The sequence below is a fragment of the Frankia sp. R43 genome (assembly GCF_001306465.1).
Classification (GTDB): Bacteria; Actinomycetota; Actinomycetes; order Frankiales; family Frankiaceae; genus Parafrankia; species Parafrankia irregularis.
Genome location: NZ_LFCW01000011.1, coordinates 155335 through 172702, shown reverse-complemented (window position 1 = coordinate 172702; position 17368 = coordinate 155335). Strand labels below are relative to the sequence as shown.

At 71.1% G+C, this 17368-nt stretch carries 17 protein-coding genes and 1 pseudogene; 9 read left to right on the top strand and 9 right to left on the bottom strand.

The genetic code is table 11. The features are described from left to right. Positions 1-47: 47 nt before the first annotated feature. Positions 48-509 (bottom strand): DUF2752 domain-containing protein, encoded by a 462-nt coding sequence (locus ACG83_RS36530; RefSeq protein WP_083473871.1) that lies wholly within the window; start codon positions 507-509, stop codon positions 48-50. Continuing rightward, a complete protein-coding gene (locus tag ACG83_RS48205) occupies positions 472-693 on the bottom strand; it encodes a TM2 domain-containing protein (protein ID WP_232295479.1) in 222 nt (73 codons plus the stop codon). The genes ACG83_RS36530 and ACG83_RS48205 overlap by 38 nt, the downstream gene beginning before the upstream one ends. Positions 694-1370: 677 nt before the next feature. Here ACG83_RS48205 and ACG83_RS36520 point away from each other — a divergent pair. From ACG83_RS36520 to ACG83_RS36510, 3 genes are all read left to right on the top strand, one after another. Continuing rightward, positions 1371-1769 (top strand): cupin domain-containing protein, encoded by a 399-nt coding sequence (locus tag ACG83_RS36520; RefSeq protein WP_054570811.1) that lies wholly within the window; start codon positions 1371-1373, stop codon positions 1767-1769. Between the two features lie 26 nt (positions 1770-1795). Next, positions 1796-2554 (top strand): SDR family NAD(P)-dependent oxidoreductase, encoded by a 759-nt coding sequence (locus tag ACG83_RS36515; RefSeq protein WP_054570810.1) that lies wholly within the window; start codon positions 1796-1798, stop codon positions 2552-2554. A gap of 100 nt (positions 2555-2654) precedes the next feature. Further along, positions 2655-5069 carry a phosphoketolase gene (locus ACG83_RS36510; RefSeq protein ID WP_054570809.1) on the top strand — a complete coding sequence of 805 codons (2415 nt, stop codon included), beginning with the start codon at positions 2655-2657 and terminating at the stop codon, positions 5067-5069. A 24-nt stretch (positions 5070-5093) separates the two neighbouring features. Here ACG83_RS36510 and ACG83_RS47250 read toward each other — a convergent pair whose 3' ends face one another. Next, the gene (locus ACG83_RS47250; protein WP_235498411.1) at positions 5094-5336 is read right to left on the bottom strand and encodes a hypothetical protein; all 243 of its coding nucleotides are present in this window, start codon (positions 5334-5336) and stop codon (positions 5094-5096) included. Here ACG83_RS47250 and ACG83_RS43245 point away from each other — a divergent pair. From ACG83_RS43245 to ACG83_RS36485, 5 genes and pseudogenes are all read left to right on the top strand, one after another. Further along, positions 5238-5480: pseudogene (locus ACG83_RS43245) on the top strand (LLM class F420-dependent oxidoreductase); the annotation flags it as partial. The gene ACG83_RS47250 and the pseudogene ACG83_RS43245 overlap by 99 nt on opposite strands. A gap of 145 nt (positions 5481-5625) precedes the next feature. After that, a complete protein-coding gene (locus ACG83_RS44820) occupies positions 5626-6999 on the top strand; it encodes a helix-turn-helix transcriptional regulator (RefSeq protein WP_054570808.1) in 1374 nt (457 codons plus the stop codon). Between the two features lie 153 nt (positions 7000-7152). Beyond that, complete coding sequence (locus ACG83_RS36495) at positions 7153-7440, top strand: DUF1540 domain-containing protein (protein WP_054570807.1); 288 nt, start codon at positions 7153-7155, stop codon at positions 7438-7440. A 373-nt stretch (positions 7441-7813) separates the two neighbouring features. Further along, complete coding sequence (locus tag ACG83_RS36490) at positions 7814-8893, top strand: VCBS repeat-containing protein (protein WP_158230736.1); 1080 nt, start codon at positions 7814-7816, stop codon at positions 8891-8893. A gap of 70 nt (positions 8894-8963) precedes the next feature. Then, positions 8964-10424 (top strand): acyl-CoA carboxylase subunit beta, encoded by a 1461-nt coding sequence (locus ACG83_RS36485; protein WP_054570805.1) that lies wholly within the window; start codon positions 8964-8966, stop codon positions 10422-10424. Positions 10425-10445: 21 nt separating this feature from the next. Here ACG83_RS36485 and ACG83_RS36480 read toward each other — a convergent pair whose 3' ends face one another. The 3 genes from ACG83_RS36480 to ACG83_RS36470 are packed head-to-tail and all read right to left on the bottom strand — an operon-like array spanning position 10446 to position 12426. Next, positions 10446-11135: a hypothetical protein gene (locus ACG83_RS36480; protein WP_054570804.1), complete on the bottom strand. Its 690-nt coding sequence runs from the start codon at positions 11133-11135 to the stop codon at positions 10446-10448. After that, a complete protein-coding gene (locus ACG83_RS36475) occupies positions 11132-12052 on the bottom strand; it encodes an ABC transporter ATP-binding protein (protein WP_054570803.1) in 921 nt (306 codons plus the stop codon). Before ACG83_RS36475 ends, ACG83_RS36480 begins: the two co-directional genes overlap by 4 nt. Beyond that, a complete protein-coding gene (locus tag ACG83_RS36470; RefSeq protein ID WP_054570990.1) occupies positions 12049-12426 on the bottom strand; it encodes a GntR family transcriptional regulator in 378 nt (125 codons plus the stop codon). Before ACG83_RS36470 ends, ACG83_RS36475 begins: the two co-directional genes overlap by 4 nt. Before the next feature lie 204 nt (positions 12427-12630). On the opposite strand from ACG83_RS36470, the gene ACG83_RS36465 reads away from it, so the two are divergent. After that, entirely contained in the window at positions 12631-13827 is a 1197-nt protein-coding gene (locus ACG83_RS36465) for a cytochrome P450 (protein ID WP_054570802.1), read from the top strand. 359 nt (positions 13828-14186) lie between these two features. Here ACG83_RS36465 and ACG83_RS36460 read toward each other — a convergent pair whose 3' ends face one another. From ACG83_RS36460 to ACG83_RS36450, 3 genes are all read right to left on the bottom strand, one after another. Then, positions 14187-14909, bottom strand: a complete 723-nt coding sequence (locus tag ACG83_RS36460) for an LUD domain-containing protein (RefSeq protein WP_235498410.1) — start codon at positions 14907-14909, stop codon at positions 14187-14189. A 185-nt stretch (positions 14910-15094) separates the two neighbouring features. After that, entirely contained in the window at positions 15095-16630 is a 1536-nt protein-coding gene (locus ACG83_RS36455; protein ID WP_054570801.1) for a LutB/LldF family L-lactate oxidation iron-sulfur protein, read from the bottom strand. Continuing rightward, entirely contained in the window at positions 16627-17367 is a 741-nt protein-coding gene (locus tag ACG83_RS36450; protein WP_054570800.1) for a (Fe-S)-binding protein, read from the bottom strand. Before ACG83_RS36450 ends, ACG83_RS36455 begins: the two co-directional genes overlap by 4 nt. Position 17368 lies beyond the last annotated feature (1 nt).

The following is a 17368-nucleotide window of genomic DNA, read 5'->3' as shown; positions in this document are numbered from 1 at the left end:
GCAAGCGCTGGCCGAACGTGGGGCGCCTGCGCGGAACCGCCCGGCTGTCAGCCGGTGGTCGGCGTGAGCGGCCAGCCCGGCAGGTTGCGGATGACCGTCCACGCCAGCGCGGCACCCGCGATGCCGTGCGCAAGCGGGCGCGGGAGGGGCGCGCGCACGCCGCGCTCGTAGGCACGGGCTTGCCGGACCACGAGCGCGACCAGCAGCGGTGCGCACACCAGCAGGAACAGGTTGTCGTGCGCGGCGGCCGCCGGCATGCCGTGGAGCAGATCGTGGGCGAGCCGGAGGCCACCGCAGGCCGGGCAGTCCAGGCCGGTCAGCGCCTTCGTCGGACACGTCGGCATCGCGGCGGCCGGGTCGTGCGGGTCGACGGCTGCCAGGTAGCCCGCGCCCGCCACCAGGCACCCGGCCGCGCCGGCGAGAAGGAGACGCCGCCGGCGGCGCCCCGCGTGCTCGTCGGTGGCGCCCGCGTCAGTCACGCAGCGGGCGGCCGTACTGGTCCCGGACATCGCTGGTGAGGATGATGATGCCGTCGATCAGGGCCCAGATTCCGAGCCCGCCGCAGGTGAGCAGCTGGGCGATCGCGATGCCGTTGCTTCCCATGTACCACCGCCCCGCACCGACCCCACCGAGGAAGATCTGGAGCAGCCCGGCGACGAGCTTCTGCTTGTCCGAGAGGGGCTCGCCAGTCACCGGATGGCGTCCGTAGGGGGCTGTGGGGTCGACCCACCCGGCTCCGTAGCCCGGTGGGGGACCGTAGCCCGGCGGAGGTCCGTAACCCGGCGGCGGACCGTAACCCGGCGGCGGCCCGTACCCAGGCGGGGGCCCGTACCCAGGCGGCGGGCCGGGTGGAAATCCGCCGGGTGGCGGGCCGTAGCCCGGCTCCTGTGGCCCCGTCTCACCGAAACCGTGTCCCTGCTGGCCCGGGTCCGGATACGGCGGCTGTCCTGGCGTGGTCATGGCACATCTCCGTCCGAACTGCCGGCCCGCGTGGGAGTTCCGGCCGCCGCATGTCGAAATGGGGGCTTCGGACAGTATCGTCCGCAGGGCTCCCGAACGACCACGGCCCACGGCCGACGGCCCACGGCCCACGCAGACCGCGCGGACAGGTCTGCCGGCGCCCGGCCCAGTGGCAGCCGGGCCCGGAGCGGTTCCGCCGAACCGGACGGGACGCGGTCGGGCGGGCTCGGCTCACCCATCACCACCCACGACGGCGGACGACTCAAGCTCGGCGAATTCCTCTTCGTGTTCCGCCAGGACCACCCGGCCGCCGCATAGCCGCTTGCGCTCCGAAAGTCACGAGTTGACCGGACGGCCGGTTGAGACGTGAATTGTTCAGAGCGCCGACGGCGCCTGGAAGGAGCCAACTGATGGCCGACGAGCCCGCCCGGCAGTTCTTCTTCGATGTCAACCAGCTTCCGGGGCACACGAACGCCGAGCTCTTCGGTGATTCCGAAGAGGCACAGGAGTACCTCGACCTCTTCGGACGCGACCTTGTCACCAGGACGATCCTGCAGTCCCCGGAGCTGTCTGTTTTCCATGAGACAGCCGCGCCCGGCGAGAAGGTCAAGCCGCACCGGCACGGCACGCACCAGCTGAACTACGTCCTGCGCGGCGAGCTGATATTCGGCCGGCGGAAGGTCGGCGCGGGAATGGGATTCTTCACGCCCGATCTTCTTTACGCCTGGCGGGCCGGCGACGAGGGCGCCGAGTGGATCGAGATCCACTCCGGGCAGCCCGGCATCTTCACCGACCAGCGGAAATCCTGACACAGAGTCCGGAGGATTCACCAATCATGACTGCTTCGTTTGAGGGCAAGGCGGCGCTCATCACCGGCGCAGGGTCCGGCATGGGCCGTGCGATCGCGTTACGGCTCGCTGGGCAGGGAGCGTCGGTGCTCGGCATCGACATCGACGAGGGCCGGCTCGCCGAGACGAAGACGCAGGCGTTGGCGCCGACGACCGGGCGGTTGTCGGTACGCCAGGCCGACATCAGCGATCCGGCCGCCTGCGCCGAGGCGGTCGCCGCGGCCGTCGCCGAGTTCGGGCGGCTCGACGTGCTCGGCAACGTCGCGGGGATCTATCTGGCCGAGCACACGACGAAGATGCCGGTCGAGCAGTACCGGCGGGTCATGGGCGTGAACCTCGACGGCTGCTTCTTCCTCGCCCAGGCCGCGATCCCCCACCTGCTGGAAACCGACGGCACCATCATCAACATCGCGTCGAACTCCGGCCTGCAGGGCGTTCCCTACTCGGCGGCCTACAGCATGAGCAAGGGCGGGCTGATCGCGCTCACCCGGTCGCTGGCCGTCGAGTACCTCAAGACGAGGCTGCGGGTCAACGCGATCGCGCCTGCGGGCACCAGGACCAACATCGCCACCTCGGGCACGTTCCCAAGCGACGTGGATCCCGACCTCGCCCGGCGGATGGGTGGCCTGCGCGGGCTGGCCGAGCCCGAGGAGATCGCCGCCCTGTTCGCGTTCCTCGCCTCCGACGAGGCACGTTCGATCACCGGCGCCGTCTACACGGTCGACAACGGCCTCACCGTGAGCTGACGGCCTCACCGTCAGCTGACGGCCTCACCGTCAGCTGACGGCCTCACCGTCAGCTGACGGCCTCGCCGTGAGCTGACAGTGGACGTGATATCCACGGCGCATGACTGCGACGGCACAGTCGACCGATAACACCACCACCGTCCCGGAGCTGGACCACGAGGCGCTCACGCGCCTCGTGGACTACTGGAAGGCCGCGAACTATCTGACGGCCGCCCAGATCTACCTGCTCGCGAACCCCCTGCTGCGCCAGCCCCTGCGGCGTGAGGACATCAAGCCGCGGCTGCTGGGCCACTGGGGCACCTCACCCGCGCTGAACCTCATCTACGCGCATCTGAACCGCCTGGTGCGGCTGACCGGCCAGGACGTCCTCTACGTCACCGGCCCGGGGCACGGCGGCCCGGCGCTGGTCGCCAACACCTACCTGGAGGGCACCTACTCCGAGATCTACCCTGCGGTCTCGCGGGACGTCGCCGGGCTGACCAGGCTCGTGCGGCAGTTCTCGACACCTGGCGGCATCCCGAGTCATGTCAGTGTCCCGACCCCGGGGTCGATCCATGAGGGGGGCGAGCTCGGCTACGCCCTGGTCCACGCCTTCGGCGCGGCGTTCGACAACCCGGATCTGCTGGTCGCGGCCGTGGTGGGCGACGGCGAGGCCGAAACCGGCCCGCTGGAGGGCAGCTGGAAGGGCATCAGCTTCCTGAACCCCCGCCGCGACGGCGCCGTCCTGCCGATCCTGAACCTCAACCAGTACAAGATCGCCAATCCGACCGTGCTGGCCCGGCACAGCCGCGAGCAGGTGACGAGCCTGTTCACCGGGCACGGCTATGACGTCCACTGGGTCGAGGGGTCGGACGTCGAGCAGGTCCACCGCGACTTCGCGGCGGCGCTGCGCACCGCCTACGGGCGGATCCGCGAGTTCCAGGTCGCGGCGCGGCGGCCGGGGGCGACGGTGACCGACGCGCCCCGCTGGCCGATGATCATCCTGCGTACGCCCAAGGGCTGGACGGGTCCGCGCGAGGTCGACGGCGTCCAGGTCGAGGGGACCTTCCGGGCCCACCAGGTGCCCCTCGCCGGGGTCCGGGACAACCCGGCACACCTGGCGCAGCTCGAGGCCTGGCTGCGTTCCTACGAGCCGGAGCGCCTATTCGACGCCGGCGGGCGGCTCATCGCGGACCTGGCCGCGCTGGCGCCGGACGGCGACAGGCGCATGGGCGCGGCGAGCTACGCCAACGGCGGCCGGCGGACCGAGCCGCTGCGCCTGCGCGAGTGGCGTTCCTATGCCCTGCAGATCGACCCGGCGCGCCGCGGCACGCTCCTGCACGAGACCACCAGGCCGCTGGGTGAGCTGCTGCGCGACGTCTATCAGGACAATCCGACCACGTTCCGGGTCTTCAGCCCGGACGAGCTCAGCAGCAACCGTCTCGGCGCGATCCTCGACGTCTCCGACCGCTGCCTGGTCGCCCCGATCGAGCCGACCGACGACCGGGTCTCCCCCGACGGCCGGGTGATGGAGGTGCTCTCCGAACATCTGTGCGAAGGCTGGCTGGAGGGCTACACCCTCACCGGGCGCCACGGCCTGTTCGCCACCTACGAGGCGTTCGCGATGGTCTCGGCCTCCATGGTCGTCCAGCACACGAAATGGCTGCAGGAGGCGTCGAAGCTCGACTGGCGCGTGCCCGTGCCGAGCCTGAACGTGCTGCTGACCAGCACCTGCTGGCGCAACGACCACAACGGCTTCTCACACCAGGGCCCGGGGCTCATCGACACGGTCGTGCCGCTGTCCCCGGGTGTCGCGCGGATCTGGCTGCCGGTGGACTCCAACACGCTGCTCTCCGTCGCGGACCACTGCCTGCGCAGCCGCAACCACGTCAACCTGATGGTCGCCGACAAGCAGCCGCACCTGCAGTACCTGACCGCGGACGAGGCCGCCGAGCACTGTGCCCGCGGCGCCTCGGTCTGGGAGTGGGCCGGTACCGAGGCCCGGCACGGGCGGGACCCGGACATCGTGCTCGTGGGCATCGGCGACGTCCCCACCATGGAGATCCTCGCTGCGGCCGACCTGCTCCACCAGTTCGTCCCCAGCCTGTCGGTACGGGTGGTGAACGTGGTCGACCTGATGGCCCTGCTGCGGCCCGACCTGCACCCGCACGGGTTCTCGAATCCGATGTTCCGTGCCCTGTTCACCGATGAGACGGATGTCGTGGTCGGGTTCCACGGGTACAGCCGGGCCGTCCACCAGTTGCTGCACGGCCGGCGCAACCCGAGCCGTTTCCACGTGCGCGGTTTCATGGAGGAAGGCACCACCACGACGCCGTTCGACATGGTCGTGCGCAACGGCGTCAGCCGGTTCCACCTGGCCCGCCTCGCCGTGGAGTTCGCCCGCAGCACGCACCCGGGCACCGACCGGCTCGTCGACCACTGCGAGCTGTCGCTCGAACGGCACCACGCCTACGTCACCGAGCACTTCGAGGACCTGCCCGAGGTCCGCGACTGGACGTGGCCCGGGCGCGGCTGAACCCGCCGTCAGGCTTTCCGGCCGTCAGGCGTCCCCACCGGAGACTCGGACCGCGTCGAGGGTCAGCCTGAGCAGCCGAACGGCCTGGTCGTCGTCGGCGTCGTCGCCGCGGGAGGTTGCCAGCGCGACGCCGACGACGAGCTGGACGAGGTCGTCCGGGCGCAGGTCGGACCGAGTCGCCGACTGGTTGACGCGATCGTCGCCCATGGCGATGCCGAGGTGATCCGTGGCCGAGTCCGCGAGCATCTGGGGGCGGGGGCCGACCACGTGGCCATCCAGGTCCTCACCGCCGACCCGACGGCGCTGCCGGACCGCGAATGGCGCGAACTCGCCCCGGCGCTGCTCGACGTCGCCGGCACCCGGCCACCGGCCACCGGCTACCAGCCACCAGCCGCCGGGCACCGGCGCTGAGCCCCGGTGCCCGGTTACTGGGCGCCCCCCCGTTCGCGTGACGAGGTTACCCACGTAAGAGGTTGATCCCGGCCGGATTCGGTGGTGGCGGTCGTCCTGTGTGTCCCGTCCTGTCCTGCCGCCGGGCGGACCTGGGACAATCGCTGTGACACCAGGCGATCGACGCACGGCGCACGAAGGGACGACGACACTGCCACCGTCGGAGGGAGATCCCGGGACACCGGGCGCGGAACCAACGGAGATCTCGAACGACGAGGACCTTCGGGCCGCGGTGGTGCGTCTGCTGGGGACGTCCGACGATCGTGCGGTCGAGCGGCGCGTCGGGGTGTCGAAGACGACGGTGAACGACCTGCGCAACGGGCGTCGTCGGCTGACGCTCAAAACCCTCACGCTGATCGTGGCGGCCTACGACCCCGAGCACGGTGAAGCCTGGCTGGACGTCTGGCATCGGCTGCATCCGAGGGTCGCCAGGAAGGCACCCACAGCTCCGCCCCCGACTCCGCCGGCAGCGCTGTCGGCGGCGCCGTCGCCCGCGGCTGCCGCCGAGCCACCGGCACTCGCCGAAGCCCCTGCGCCTACCGAGCCCGCGGCGACTGCCGATTCCGCGGCGCCCGCCGAAACCACGACGCCCGCCGAAACCGCGGCGCCTGACGAAGCCCTGGCACCGGCGGTGCCGGCCGCGCCCGCGGCGCCGATGCCACCGGTGCCGCCAGCGCCGCCGGTGGCGGGCGGGCTCTCGCGCCGAGCCGCCCAGGCATTGACCGGCTCGGCGCTGATCGCCGCCGTGGTGGCCGTCACTGCGATGATCTTCATTCTGGCCGACGGCGACACCCCCGCCGCGCCGGCACTGTCGGCCCAGTCGGCGCTGTCGGCCCAGTCGGCTGGGCCGGTCGCGCCGAACGGGGCTCGGCTCGGTGCTGCTCAGCCCGGCGTCGCTGTGCCCGGTGTTGCCCTGCCCGGTGCGGCCGCGCCGGTGGGCGGGCCGGGCCCGCCGGCGAACGCGGGCCCCGCGCCGGCCGGCGGGCCGTCGGCCGGCAGCGGCTGCTACCGGCTGGAACTGCCGAACGAAGCGGCGGTGGTCGACGGCCCGGGCAGTGCGGCCACCGGGCTGCGGGTCACGGCCGGGGCCTACCAGTACTTCGCGTCGTGGAGCCCCTCCGCCGCGGTGGGCGGAAAGATCAGTGCCCGGCCCGCGGCCGGGCAGCTGCTGATGGGGGCCTCCTGGGCGGACCCGGCGACAACGGACTCCACCGCGGCCCACAACCCCGGAAACGGCCTGTTCTACCCGGGCCAGGTGCTGGAGCTGACCACCGAGAACTGCTTCACGGTCCAGCCCTACAACCTCGGCTACGGCGGCTACACCGGGATCACGACACGCATCTACGTCCTGCTGGTGGACGCCGCCGCGGTTCCGGCGCTGCCCCGGGACGCGCATGACCGCGGCGGGCTGACCGAGCAGGACCTCGCGGCGCATGGCGCCGAGATCCTCGGCTATCTCACCATTCCGTCCCCATCCTAGTTTCTCCGCGAGACTTTTAGGTTAGGCCAACCTCACGTGCCGGTGTCATTCTGCGACACTCTCCTCCCGTCTTGACGAGACCTCGGGCCGACTCTAGGAAGTGCCCGAGAGGATTTCCTCTCGAGGTATTTCCGCAAGGAGAGGCAGCCAATCATGGACCTTCCCATCATCACGAAGTGTGCCGTCGACGCGTGCGCGTACAACGGCAAGCAGGCCTGCCACGCCCCCGCGATCACCGTCGGGGACTCAGGTGCTCTGGTGGCACACTGCGACACCTTCTTCGTCGCCCCCTCGAAAGGCGGCAACCCGTCCGACAAAGGCCGCGTAGGCGCCTGTAAGGTCACCGACTGTCGACACAACAAGAACTTCGTCTGTCAGGCCGACGGAATCAGCGTCGGTTTCAACCTGAACGGCGTGGACTGCCTCACCTACCAGAAGTGACACCCAGCGAGCGCGTAGCAGTCGCCTGACGATCCGCAGGAAGTGAGGATTTTGGTTGTCCTCGCAGCCGAAATCCTCACTTCCTGCTCGGAAGCAGCGGCGGCAGTGGCGGGCCGAAGCTCGGGATTCCGCGACGGGCTCCAGACCACCGTGAACATCCCGACCCGAGCCGCCGGCCGGCCGGAGCCGGAGCACCCGCCGGCCGACAGCCGGACCGGGCCGACAGCCGGACCGGGTCGGCAGCCGGAGCGGGTTGGCACGTCCCGTGTGTCGCTACCGGGCCGCCGGGACTCGCCAGGCCACCATCAGGCCCGTGGCACGAGGCCTGTACCGGCGCCTGACCGTGATGGTTCTTTTGGCCTCGTTCATACTCGTGGCCCTTTCTCCGGCAGTGCCGGCGGCGCCCGGGCCGTTGCCGGCCGAATATCTCACCGGACCCGGCCCGGTCGCGGCGGCGACCGAGGAGCTCTCCGGCGACGGCAATGTCGACGTGGCCGTCGTGAACACCGGGAACAACACCCTTTCGGTGCTGTTCGGCAACGGCGACGGAACGCTCGGACCGCCACAGATCTATCTCACCGGCTCCGGGCCGGCCGGGGTGCGGTCGAACTACCTCGACGGGGACGATTACCGGGATCTCGCCGTCACGAACCGATACGACGACACGGTGCTGGTGTACCTGAACAACGGTGACGGCACCTTCCGCCTTCCGATTCCCTATTTCGCCGGAAGTGGGCCGGGTGGCCTGCGGGCCGAGGATGTCAGCGGCGACGGAATCGTCGATCTTTCGATCGCGAACAGCTTCGACGGCACGGTGTCGGTGCTGCTGGGCAACGGTGACGGAACCTTCCAGCCCGCCGTCCCGTACCTCAGTGGCCCGAGCCCCGCGTCGCTGGGAGTGGGCGATTTCAACGGGGACGGCGTCGGCGACGTCGCGGTCTCGAACGCCGGCAACGCAACCGTGTCGGTGTTTCTGAGCAACCGCGGCATCCTGCTCGGCCCGCAGGTCTATGTCACCGGGCCCGGTCCGGCCTCGGTGACGGTGGGGCTGATGAACGGCGACGACATCAACGACGTGGCCGTCGCGAACTCCGGGGACGCCACCGTGTCGGTGCTGCTGGGCAACGGTGACGGGACCTTCCCCCCGCCGGTGGCGTACTTCTCCGGTCCGGGCGCGACCGGGGTGGAGATCAGCGACCTCACCGCCGACGACGCGGATGACCTGGTCGTCGCGAACCAGGGAGACGAGACCGTGTCGGTGCTGCTGAACAACGGACACGGGGTGTTCGGGCCGCCGAAGGTCTACCCCGTCGGCCCCGGTCCGTCCGCGGTGAAGACCGCCGACCTGCTCGGCGACAGCGACGACCGGGCCGATGTGGTCGTCACGAACAGCCGCGGCAGCACCGTGTCGGTCCTGCTGAACCGGGGCGGCACCTGCTCCGGGCCGGCTTGAGCGCGACTATAGAGATTTAGAAGGACGACCGGTCATCATTCGGACCAGTTCACGCTGGGAAAGGAATGACATGACCGAGGTGGCAAGCGGCGACCGGGTTCAGGTAGTCATCCCGGAGCAGGATGCCCGCACTCCCCACAACAGGCTCAGCCAGTTGTTCGACGCGGGTTCCTTCGTCCCGTTTCCCGGCGGGGCCGCCAGCGGTGTGCTGGCTGGTCGCGGCCGGATCGACGGCGAGGCCGCCGTCGCCTTCTGCACTGACGGAACCCGGATGGGCGGGGCGATCGGAGCCGACGGGGCCGCCCGGATCGTCACCGCCGTCGAGGAGGCGGTGCGCCTGCGCCGCCCCGTCGTCGGCCTGTGGCACTCCGGTGGGGCGAGCCTCACCGAAGGGGTGCAGGCCCTCGACGGCATCGGCCGCATCTTCGCCGCCATGATCCACGCTTCCGGCCGGATCCCGCAGATCTCGGTGGTGCTGGGGCCGGCCGCGGGTGGCGCGGCGTACGGGCCGGCGCTGACCGACGTCGTCGTCATGGCGCCCGCCGGCCGAGTTTTCGTGACCGGTCCCGATGTGGTCCGCAGCGTCACCGGCGAGCAGATCGACATGGAGGGGCTCGGCGGCGCCGATGCGCACGGACGCCGGTCCGGTGTCGTACACGTCCAGGCCTCCTCCGAAGGCGACGCCTACCAGCGGGCGCGGCGGATCACCAACCTGCTGGCCGGGTCCGGCCCGTTCGTCATCGACCCCGGGCGCACGGCGGAGCTCGACGCCGACGAGCGCCGGCGGCCCGACCCGGGCACGCTGCTCCCGCAGCGGCCCCGCCGGGCCTACGACGTCCGGCCGCTGATCCTGCGGATCCTCGACGATGATCCGTACCCGTTCGAGGAACTGCAGCCGCGCTGGGCACCGAACGCGGTGATCGGCCTCGGTCGCCTCTACGGCCGGCCGGTGGGAGTCATCGCGAACAATCCGATCCGCAAAGGCGGCTGCCTGGACTCGCTCAGCGCCGAGAAGATCTCGCGGTTCGTCCGGATGTGCGACTCGTTCGGGATCCCGCTCGTGGTGCTGGTCGACGTACCCGGCTATCTGCCCGGTGTGCGCCAGGAATGGGACGGGGTGGTCCGGCGCGGCGCCAAACTGCTGTACGCGTTCGCGGAGGCCACGGTGCCCCGGGTCACCCTGGTCACCCGCAAGTCGTTCGGCGGGGCGTACATCGCGATGAACTCCCGCTCGCTGGGGGCTACCGCCGTTCTCGCCTGGCCGCAGGCCGAGGTCGCCGTGATGGGCGCCGAGGCCGCGGTCGGCATCCTGCACCGGCGCACCCTGGCCGCGGCGTCCGAACAGGAGCGGCCGGCCTTGCTCGCCCAACTCGTCGAGGAGCACACCCGCACGGCCGGCGGGGTGGACCGCGGGCTCTCCCTCGGGGTCATCGACGCCGTCATCGAACCGGCCGAAACCCGCCGACGGGTCGCCGAGGCGCTGGCGGACGCACCGGCTCGGCGCGGCCACCACGGCAACATCCCGCTGTAGGCCGGTGCCGCTTCCAGCTGATCAGACCGTCGCCCGGCGCATCGTGGTGAATCCGCCGACGAAGAGGGCCGCCGCCGCGACGGCCAGGACGCCGGTCAGCCCGGCGGCGCTGAGATCGGTGAGGAAATCGCCGATCGCCGCCCACGCGTCGGCCCAGGACGCGACGAGAACGCCGGCGAGCAGCAGGGTCGCCTGACCGGCGATGAAGACGGCCAGGCCGGTGACGTTCCAGCGGCGGTAGACGATGCCGAACCACATGCCGTAGACGAACAGCAGCCCCAGGCCGACGAAGGACGTCAGCCAGGTGAGGTACCACGGCCCGTCGAGAAGGTAGGAGATCCGGAAGAAGTGCAGGTCGACCCCCCAGCCGCCGGTCGCCCCCTCCACGGCGTACAGCACGGTGAGGGCGACGGCGTCGGCCGCCGAAAGGGCGACGGCGAGGGCCGCGGTCCCGAGATAGTAGGAGCGCCGGCTGAGACCGAGGGCGAGCCCGAACGGCAGCGACCGGTGCGTCGCCATCAGACCGCCGACGAACATCCAGACGTACAGGGTGGCCAGCCCAGCGGTGTGAATGCTGGTGGGCACCGCCGTCGAGACGATCAGATTGATGAGCATGCTGAACACCGTCAGAGCCCAGGGCACCGTCAGGTAGATCGGCCGCTGGGTGAGGTGGTATCGCCCGACGTTGACGATCGTGCTCCAGGTGGTCACGCGCTCGCCCTCTCAGCTCGCTCGCTTTCGGAGCTCTCGTTGTCGGATCGCCCGGCGGCATGGATCAGGACCTGCTGCAGTGACAGGGGTTCCAGCCGCAGGTGCAGATCGCGGGCGCGTTGCAGGTCGGCGCCGCCGAGCGGGCCGGCGATCACCACCGATTCGTGTGCCGCGACCCGGCGCCGGTCCTGGCCGGGCCGGTCGGGACGGTCGGCCAGAAGCTGCGCCACCGCGGCGGCCGGGCCGCTCACCGCCGTGTACGCACCCCGGAGCTCATCCGTGGGCGCGTCGAGGACCACCCGGCCGCGGTCGACCATCACCACCCGCTCCAACAGGGCGGCGGCCTCGTCCACCAGGTGGGTGGACAGCAGGATCGTCCGAGGATGCTCGGCGTACTCGGCGAGCAGCCGGTCGTAGAACAGCTGGCGGGCAACGGCGTCGAGCCCGGCATACGGCTCGTCGAACAGGGTGATCTCGGCCCTGGCCGCCAGGCCGATCACGATGCTCAGTGCCGAGCGCATCCCGCGGGAGAGCTTCTTGACCGCGCGGTCCGGCGGCAGGTCGAACTCGCCTGCCATCGCCGCGGCCAGGTCACCATCCCAGTTCGGGTAGAACCAGGACGCCGCTTTCAGCGCGTGCCGCACCTTGAAATCCGGAAAGGTCTGGTCCTCGCGGATGAGGACCAGGCGGCGCAGTATCGCGTCGTTTTCGAGCGGGTTCGCGCCGAACACCAGAACCCGGCCCCGCGATGGCAGCTCCTGGGCCGCGATCATGCGCAGCAGGGTCGTCTTGCCGGCACCGTTACGCCCCAGCAGGCCCGTGATGGACGGACCGTCGATGTCGATCGTGACGTCGTCGAGGGCACGGTGGCCGCGGTAGTGGCGAGTCAGCCCGCGGACCGAGATGGCGGCCGTCACAGCGAAACACCTCCCTGGACTCCGCTGGCCTCGCGGACCAGCTCAACCAATGACTCCCCGTCGATGCCGAGGCGCTGGGCCTCGGCGACGAGCGGCCGCACGAAGCGCTCCGCGAAATCCCTGCGACGGTCGGCCAGCAGCCGCTCCCGCGCACCGGCCACCACGAACATGCCGATACCGCGGCGTTTCTCCAGCAGCCCGTCGTCGATCAGCACGTTGAGCCCTTTCGCCGCGGTGGCCGGGTTGATCCGGTAGAAGGCCGCCATCTCGTTGCTGGACGGCACCCGCTCGCCTTCCGCGAGCGATCCGTCGGCGATCTCGTCGGCCAGTCGTTCCGCGATCTGGGTGAACAACGGGGTCCCACCATCGAGCACTGCCACCCCCCACTCCGTCAGGGCCATCGGTTGCCAGGACCATCGGTTCGTTACTCAACTAATGTACCCACGAAGTAGGGCCGGGTCCAGACCTCGACGCCGCCGGCAATTGAGGCAAGACCCATTGCACTAAATGGGCTACGCTGACCCTGTCGATGTCCGACATCCACCAAAGGCTCAACGCATCAGCAACTGGAGTGGGTTGTGACCAGTACCGTGCCCGTGCCCCCCGCGTGCCCGATCGACCCGGCGCGCGACGACCGCAAGTCGGCGGTGCTGGCAGCACAGCGGGTGCATGCCGATCCCGGGGCGCGGGTCGTCGGCAAATTCGCCTTCGGCCGCGAGATCCTGCGCAGCGGCAGCATGCTGCAGGCCGGCGCCGGCTCCGACCAGATGAAGTCCGCGGGCCAGTACGCCTCCGTCTTCTTCCTCGACGGCGAGATCCACAAGCGCCGCCGCACCGCGATCGCGCGCTACTTCACCCCCAAGGCCATCAACACCCGCCACCGCCTGGTCATGGAGAAGACGTCCGACGAGCTGCTGGGCAAGCTCCAGGCGGCCGGGGGCGGGAACCTCGACGAGCTCAGCTACGAGCTCGCCGTCGCGGTCGCCGCGGAGATCGTCGGACTGACGAACAGCGACCAGCGGGCGATGGCGAAGCGCATCCAGGCGACGCTGCTCGGCACCCGGCTGCGGGGCATGCATCCCGCCGTCCGGGTCCCCGCGCAGGCGGTGACGGCCGTGCACGCGCTGCGGTTCTTCCGCAACGACGTGCGCCCGGCGGTCAAGGCGCGGCGGGCGGAGCGGCAGGACGACGTCATCTCGCACCTGCTGGACGAGGGCTACCCGGACAAGCAGATCCTCATCGAATGCATGACCTACGCGGTCGCCGGCATGGTGACCACGCGGGAGTTCATCGTCATGGCGGCCTGGCACCTGTTCGACCACGCCGAGCTGCGCGACCGGTTCACCGCCGGTGACGAGGCCGAGCAGACCACGATCCTGGAGGAGATCCTCCGGCTGGAGCCGGTCGCCGCCATGCTGCACCGGCGCGCCACCGAGGACGTCGAGCTGGGCCCCGGCTCCGCCCGCCGCGACGAGGTGCTCGCCGTCGACATCCGGGCCGCGAACGTCGACCCGGAGACCGTCGGCGAATGCCCGTTCGCCCTCGACCCGGACCGGGCGAAGCGCATGCGGACGGTCGGCACCTTCATGAGCTTCGGCGACGGCAGCCACCGCTGCCCCGGAGCCCAGGTCGCGATGGCCGAGACCCGGGTGTTCCTCGACCGGCTGTTCCGCCTGCCCGACCTGCGCCTGGTGCAGACCCCCGAGATGACCTGGTGCGACGGGCTGATGAGCTATGAACTGCGCGGCGCGAAGGTAACCTGCGGCAGGGCGTGACCGACCGCCGCGAAGGTGATCCGCCCACAGGGGGCAGGGGCAGGCAGCGGAATCCCGAGCTTCGGATTTTGGCTGCTACCGAGCAAGTGTGGAGGATTTTCGTCGTTCTGGCAGCCAGAATCCTCCACTCTTGCGGATTGCCAAACGAACCTGCGTCCCTTTTGTCTCTCCTGGAGTGAATTGCCGGCGCGGCGTGACGGTGCCGGATCCCTGGGGGTGGTCAGGCGGCGAGTGGACACGGGCCGCCGGGCCGATGCCGGCGGCTTCGAACCCTCGCCGCTTCTCGCGATTCTGCTACATGCTCTCCGACGGCCGGAATCGTCAACTCCTGCGATTGTCAGATGAATTCCCGGCCCCGTTTACCCGAACTCCTGGCCGGCGGCCGCGTGGACGACGATGACCTCCAGGGTGCGGGGGCCGTGGACGCCTTCGACCCGGTTGAGCTCGATGTCGCTGGTCGCGCTGGGGCCGCTGATCCAGGTGAGCGGGCGGGTAGCGCCGGCACCGTCCAGGTGGGCGATGGCGTCGGCGACGCTGGCCACGATCTGGTCCTCTCGGACCACGACCAGGTGGTAGTCCGGGATCAGGGTCAGCGCGCGGCGCCCCTGGCCGGGGCCGCCGTCCAGGACGATCGTCCCGGTCTCGGCGATCGCCAGCACGCAGCCGGTGATGACCCCGTCGGCGGCGTCGAGGTCGCGCACGGACAGCGGCGGGTCGTCCTCGAGGAGCTCGACCCCCTCAGGCAGCTCGGCCAGCTGCGCCAGCTCGGCCAGCCACGAGGCGGGTAGCCCGGCCGGGCGGACGAGGCGGCGCACCCGCCGTTCGGCGAGGGCCGCGGCGACGGCTCCGGCCACGCTCGACGGTTCAGCCGAACCGCCGACGACTGAGCCCGGTTCCACGGAACCGCCCGTGGCGACCCCCGAGGGGCCGGCGGGCGTGGCGGTCGCGACCGCCGGTACCTGGCGTACCAGTGCGTGGTAGTCGAGGAGACGGTCCACGAGCACCTGGGCGGCGATACCCGGAGCAGCGCCGGCAGGGACGCTCGCGGAGCCCTGCCCGGCCAGCCGGTAGTCACGCGACACCGGCGCCGGCTCCGGCCGGTCACCGAGAGCCGTGCGGACCCGGGCCAGAACCTCGGCGCGGGCCGCAATGGTCGGACCAGCGGACGGGCCGGTCCGGCCAGCGGATGGGTCGGTCCGTCCAGCGGACGGAGCAGCCGGACCAGCGGACGGAGCGCCTGCCCCGGCGCCCCGGCGGCGCCAGGTTCTCATCGGTCACCGCCCTCGGTTCGCCGGGCCCACTGCTCGCGGAAGGTCTCCGCCGGTGGGAGCGGAAGATCCCGGCTGGTGGTCCAGGCGGCCAGTGGCGGCGGGAGCAGCGTGATGCGGCCGCGCCGCCTACCGAGGAACCGGCCCAGCCGGGCCATGCGCAGGGCCGCCGACCATCGGCGCGGGGAGGCCATCACCCACGCCGCCGTCCTCATCACCCCCCGTTCGACCGGGTGCTCATGCCCCGTCTGTTCCACGGTCTGGCCGCGCAGATGGACCAGCATCGACGGGATGTCGATCGCGACCGGGCAGGCCTCGAGGCAGGCACCGCACAGCGTGGAGGCGTACGGCAGCGACGGATTGTCGGCGACACCGGTGAGCTGGGGCGAGAGCACCGCCCCGATCGGGCCGGGGTAGATCGAGCCGTACGCGTGCCCTCCGGTGCGCTCGTAGACGGGGCAGACGTTCAAACAGGCCGAGCAGCGGATGCACCGCAGCGCCGCCCGCCCGGCCGGGTCGGCGAGGGTGGCGGTCCGCCCGTTGTCGAGCAGGACGAGGTGGAACTCGTGTGGCCCGTCACCGGGGGTGATGCCCGTCCAGAAGGAGGTGTAGGGGTTCATCCGCTCACCGGTGGACGAGCGGGGCAGCAACTGCAGGAAGATCTCCAGGTCGCGCCAGGTCGGCACGATCTTCTCCAGGCCCATCACGGTGATCAGCGTCTCGGGCAGGGTGAGGCACATCCGGCCGTTGCCTTCGGACTCCACCACCGCCAGGGTGCCGGTCTCGGCGACCGCGAAGTTGGCGCCGCTGATCGCGACCCGGGTGCGCAGGAACCGTTCGCGCAGGTGGCCGCGGGCCGCCTCGGCCAGCGCGGCCGGGGAGTCGGTGAGGTCGGGGCTGGCCGGCACGCCGCCCGCGGCGCCCATCCGGCGCAGGAAGATCTCGCGGATCTCGGCCCGGTTGCGGTGGATCGCCGGCACCAGGATGTGACTGGGCCGGTCCTCGCCCAACTGGACTATCAGCTCGGCCAGGTCGGTCTCCCAGGCCGAGATGCCCGCCTCGGCGAGCGCCTCGTTGAGGCCGATCTCCTGGGTCGCCATCGACTTGACCTTCACGACCTCCTGCGCGCCGGTGGCGCGGACGAGCCCGGTGACGATCGCGTTGGCCTCGTTCGCGTCACGGGCCCAGTGCACCGTGCCGCCCCGGGCGGTGACCTGCTCCTCCAGCTGGCACAGGTACTGGTCCAGATGGGCGAGGACGTCGTCCTTCACCGCCGCGCCGGCGGCCCGCAGCTCGGCCCAGTCGTCCAGCTCGCCGACGACGGCCGCACGCTTGCGGCGGATCGTGCCGGTCGCATTGGCGATGTTGCGGCGCAGCTGGGTGTCGGCGAGCGCCCGGCGCGCCGCCTGCGGGAACGGCTCGTCACCGCGCAGCGCGCCGACACCACGCGGCGCCGTCGGCATACCGAGAAACGTCGCGGCCGAGGGCGAGGCCGAGGTCTGGCTCGGAGTCGGGGTCGGGGTCGGGGTCTTCATGCCACCTTCGCAGGCTCGCTCGCGAGGATCTCCGCCAGATGCACCGGCCGCACCCCGGCGCGCAGCCGGGACAGCCCGCCGCCGATGTGCATCAGGCAGGACGAGTCGCCCGCGGTGATGATCTCGGCTCGGGTGTCGAGAATGCCGCGGATCTTGTCGGTGAGCATCGCGGTGGACGTGTCCGGGTTCTTCAGCGCGAACGTGCCCCCGAAGCCGCAGCACGACTCGGCCGCCGGCAGCTCCTCCAGCTGGATGCCGCGCACCGCGCGCAACAGCCGCAGCGGAGCGTCGCCGACGCCCAGCATCCGCAGCGAATGGCACGTCGGGTGGTAGGTGACCCGGTGCGGGTAGTGCGCGCCGACATCCGTCACGCCCAGGACGTTCACGAGGAACTCGGAGAGCTCGAACGTCCGGGCGGCCAGGTCGGCGGCGGCCGCGGCGAGGGCGGTGTCACCGCGGGCGGCGGCCAGCCCGGCGTACTGGTGCCGGACGGATCCGACGCACGAGCCGCTCGGCGCGACCACCGCCTCGTAGCCCTCGAACGCCGCAACGGTGCCGCGGACCAGGCGCAGCGCGTCGCGCCGGTAGCCGGTGTTGATGTGCATCTGGCCGCAGCAGGTCTGGGCCAGCGGCACGTCGACCTGGTGGCCGAGCCGTTCCAGCACGGCGACGGTGGCCTGACCGACGTCCGGGAACATGCCGTCCACCAGGCAGGTGACAAGCAACGCGACCCGCATG

Bases quoted from the DNA above. Each gene is read 5' to 3' on its own strand.
- ACG83_RS36530 (WP_083473871.1), bottom strand. From the start codon at position 509: ATGTCCGGGACCAGTACGGCCGCCCGCTGCGTGACTGACGCGGGCGCC.
- ACG83_RS36520 (WP_054570811.1), top strand. From the start codon at position 1,371: ATGGCCGACGAGCCCGCCCGGCAGTTCTTCTTCGATGTCAACCAGCTT.
- ACG83_RS36515 (WP_054570810.1), top strand. From the start codon at position 1,796: ATGACTGCTTCGTTTGAGGGCAAGGCGGCGCTCATCACCGGCGCAGGG.
- ACG83_RS36510 (WP_054570809.1), top strand. From the start codon at position 2,655: ATGACTGCGACGGCACAGTCGACCGATAACACCACCACCGTCCCGGAG.
- ACG83_RS36495 (WP_054570807.1), top strand. From the start codon at position 7,153: ATGGACCTTCCCATCATCACGAAGTGTGCCGTCGACGCGTGCGCGTAC.
- ACG83_RS36485 (WP_054570805.1), top strand. From the start codon at position 8,964: ATGACCGAGGTGGCAAGCGGCGACCGGGTTCAGGTAGTCATCCCGGAG.
- ACG83_RS36455 (WP_054570801.1), bottom strand. From the start codon at position 16,630: ATGAAGACCCCGACCCCGACCCCGACTCCGAGCCAGACCTCGGCCTCG.
- ACG83_RS36450 (WP_054570800.1), bottom strand. From the start codon at position 17,367: ATGCGGGTCGCGTTGCTTGTCACCTGCCTGGTGGACGGCATGTTCCCG.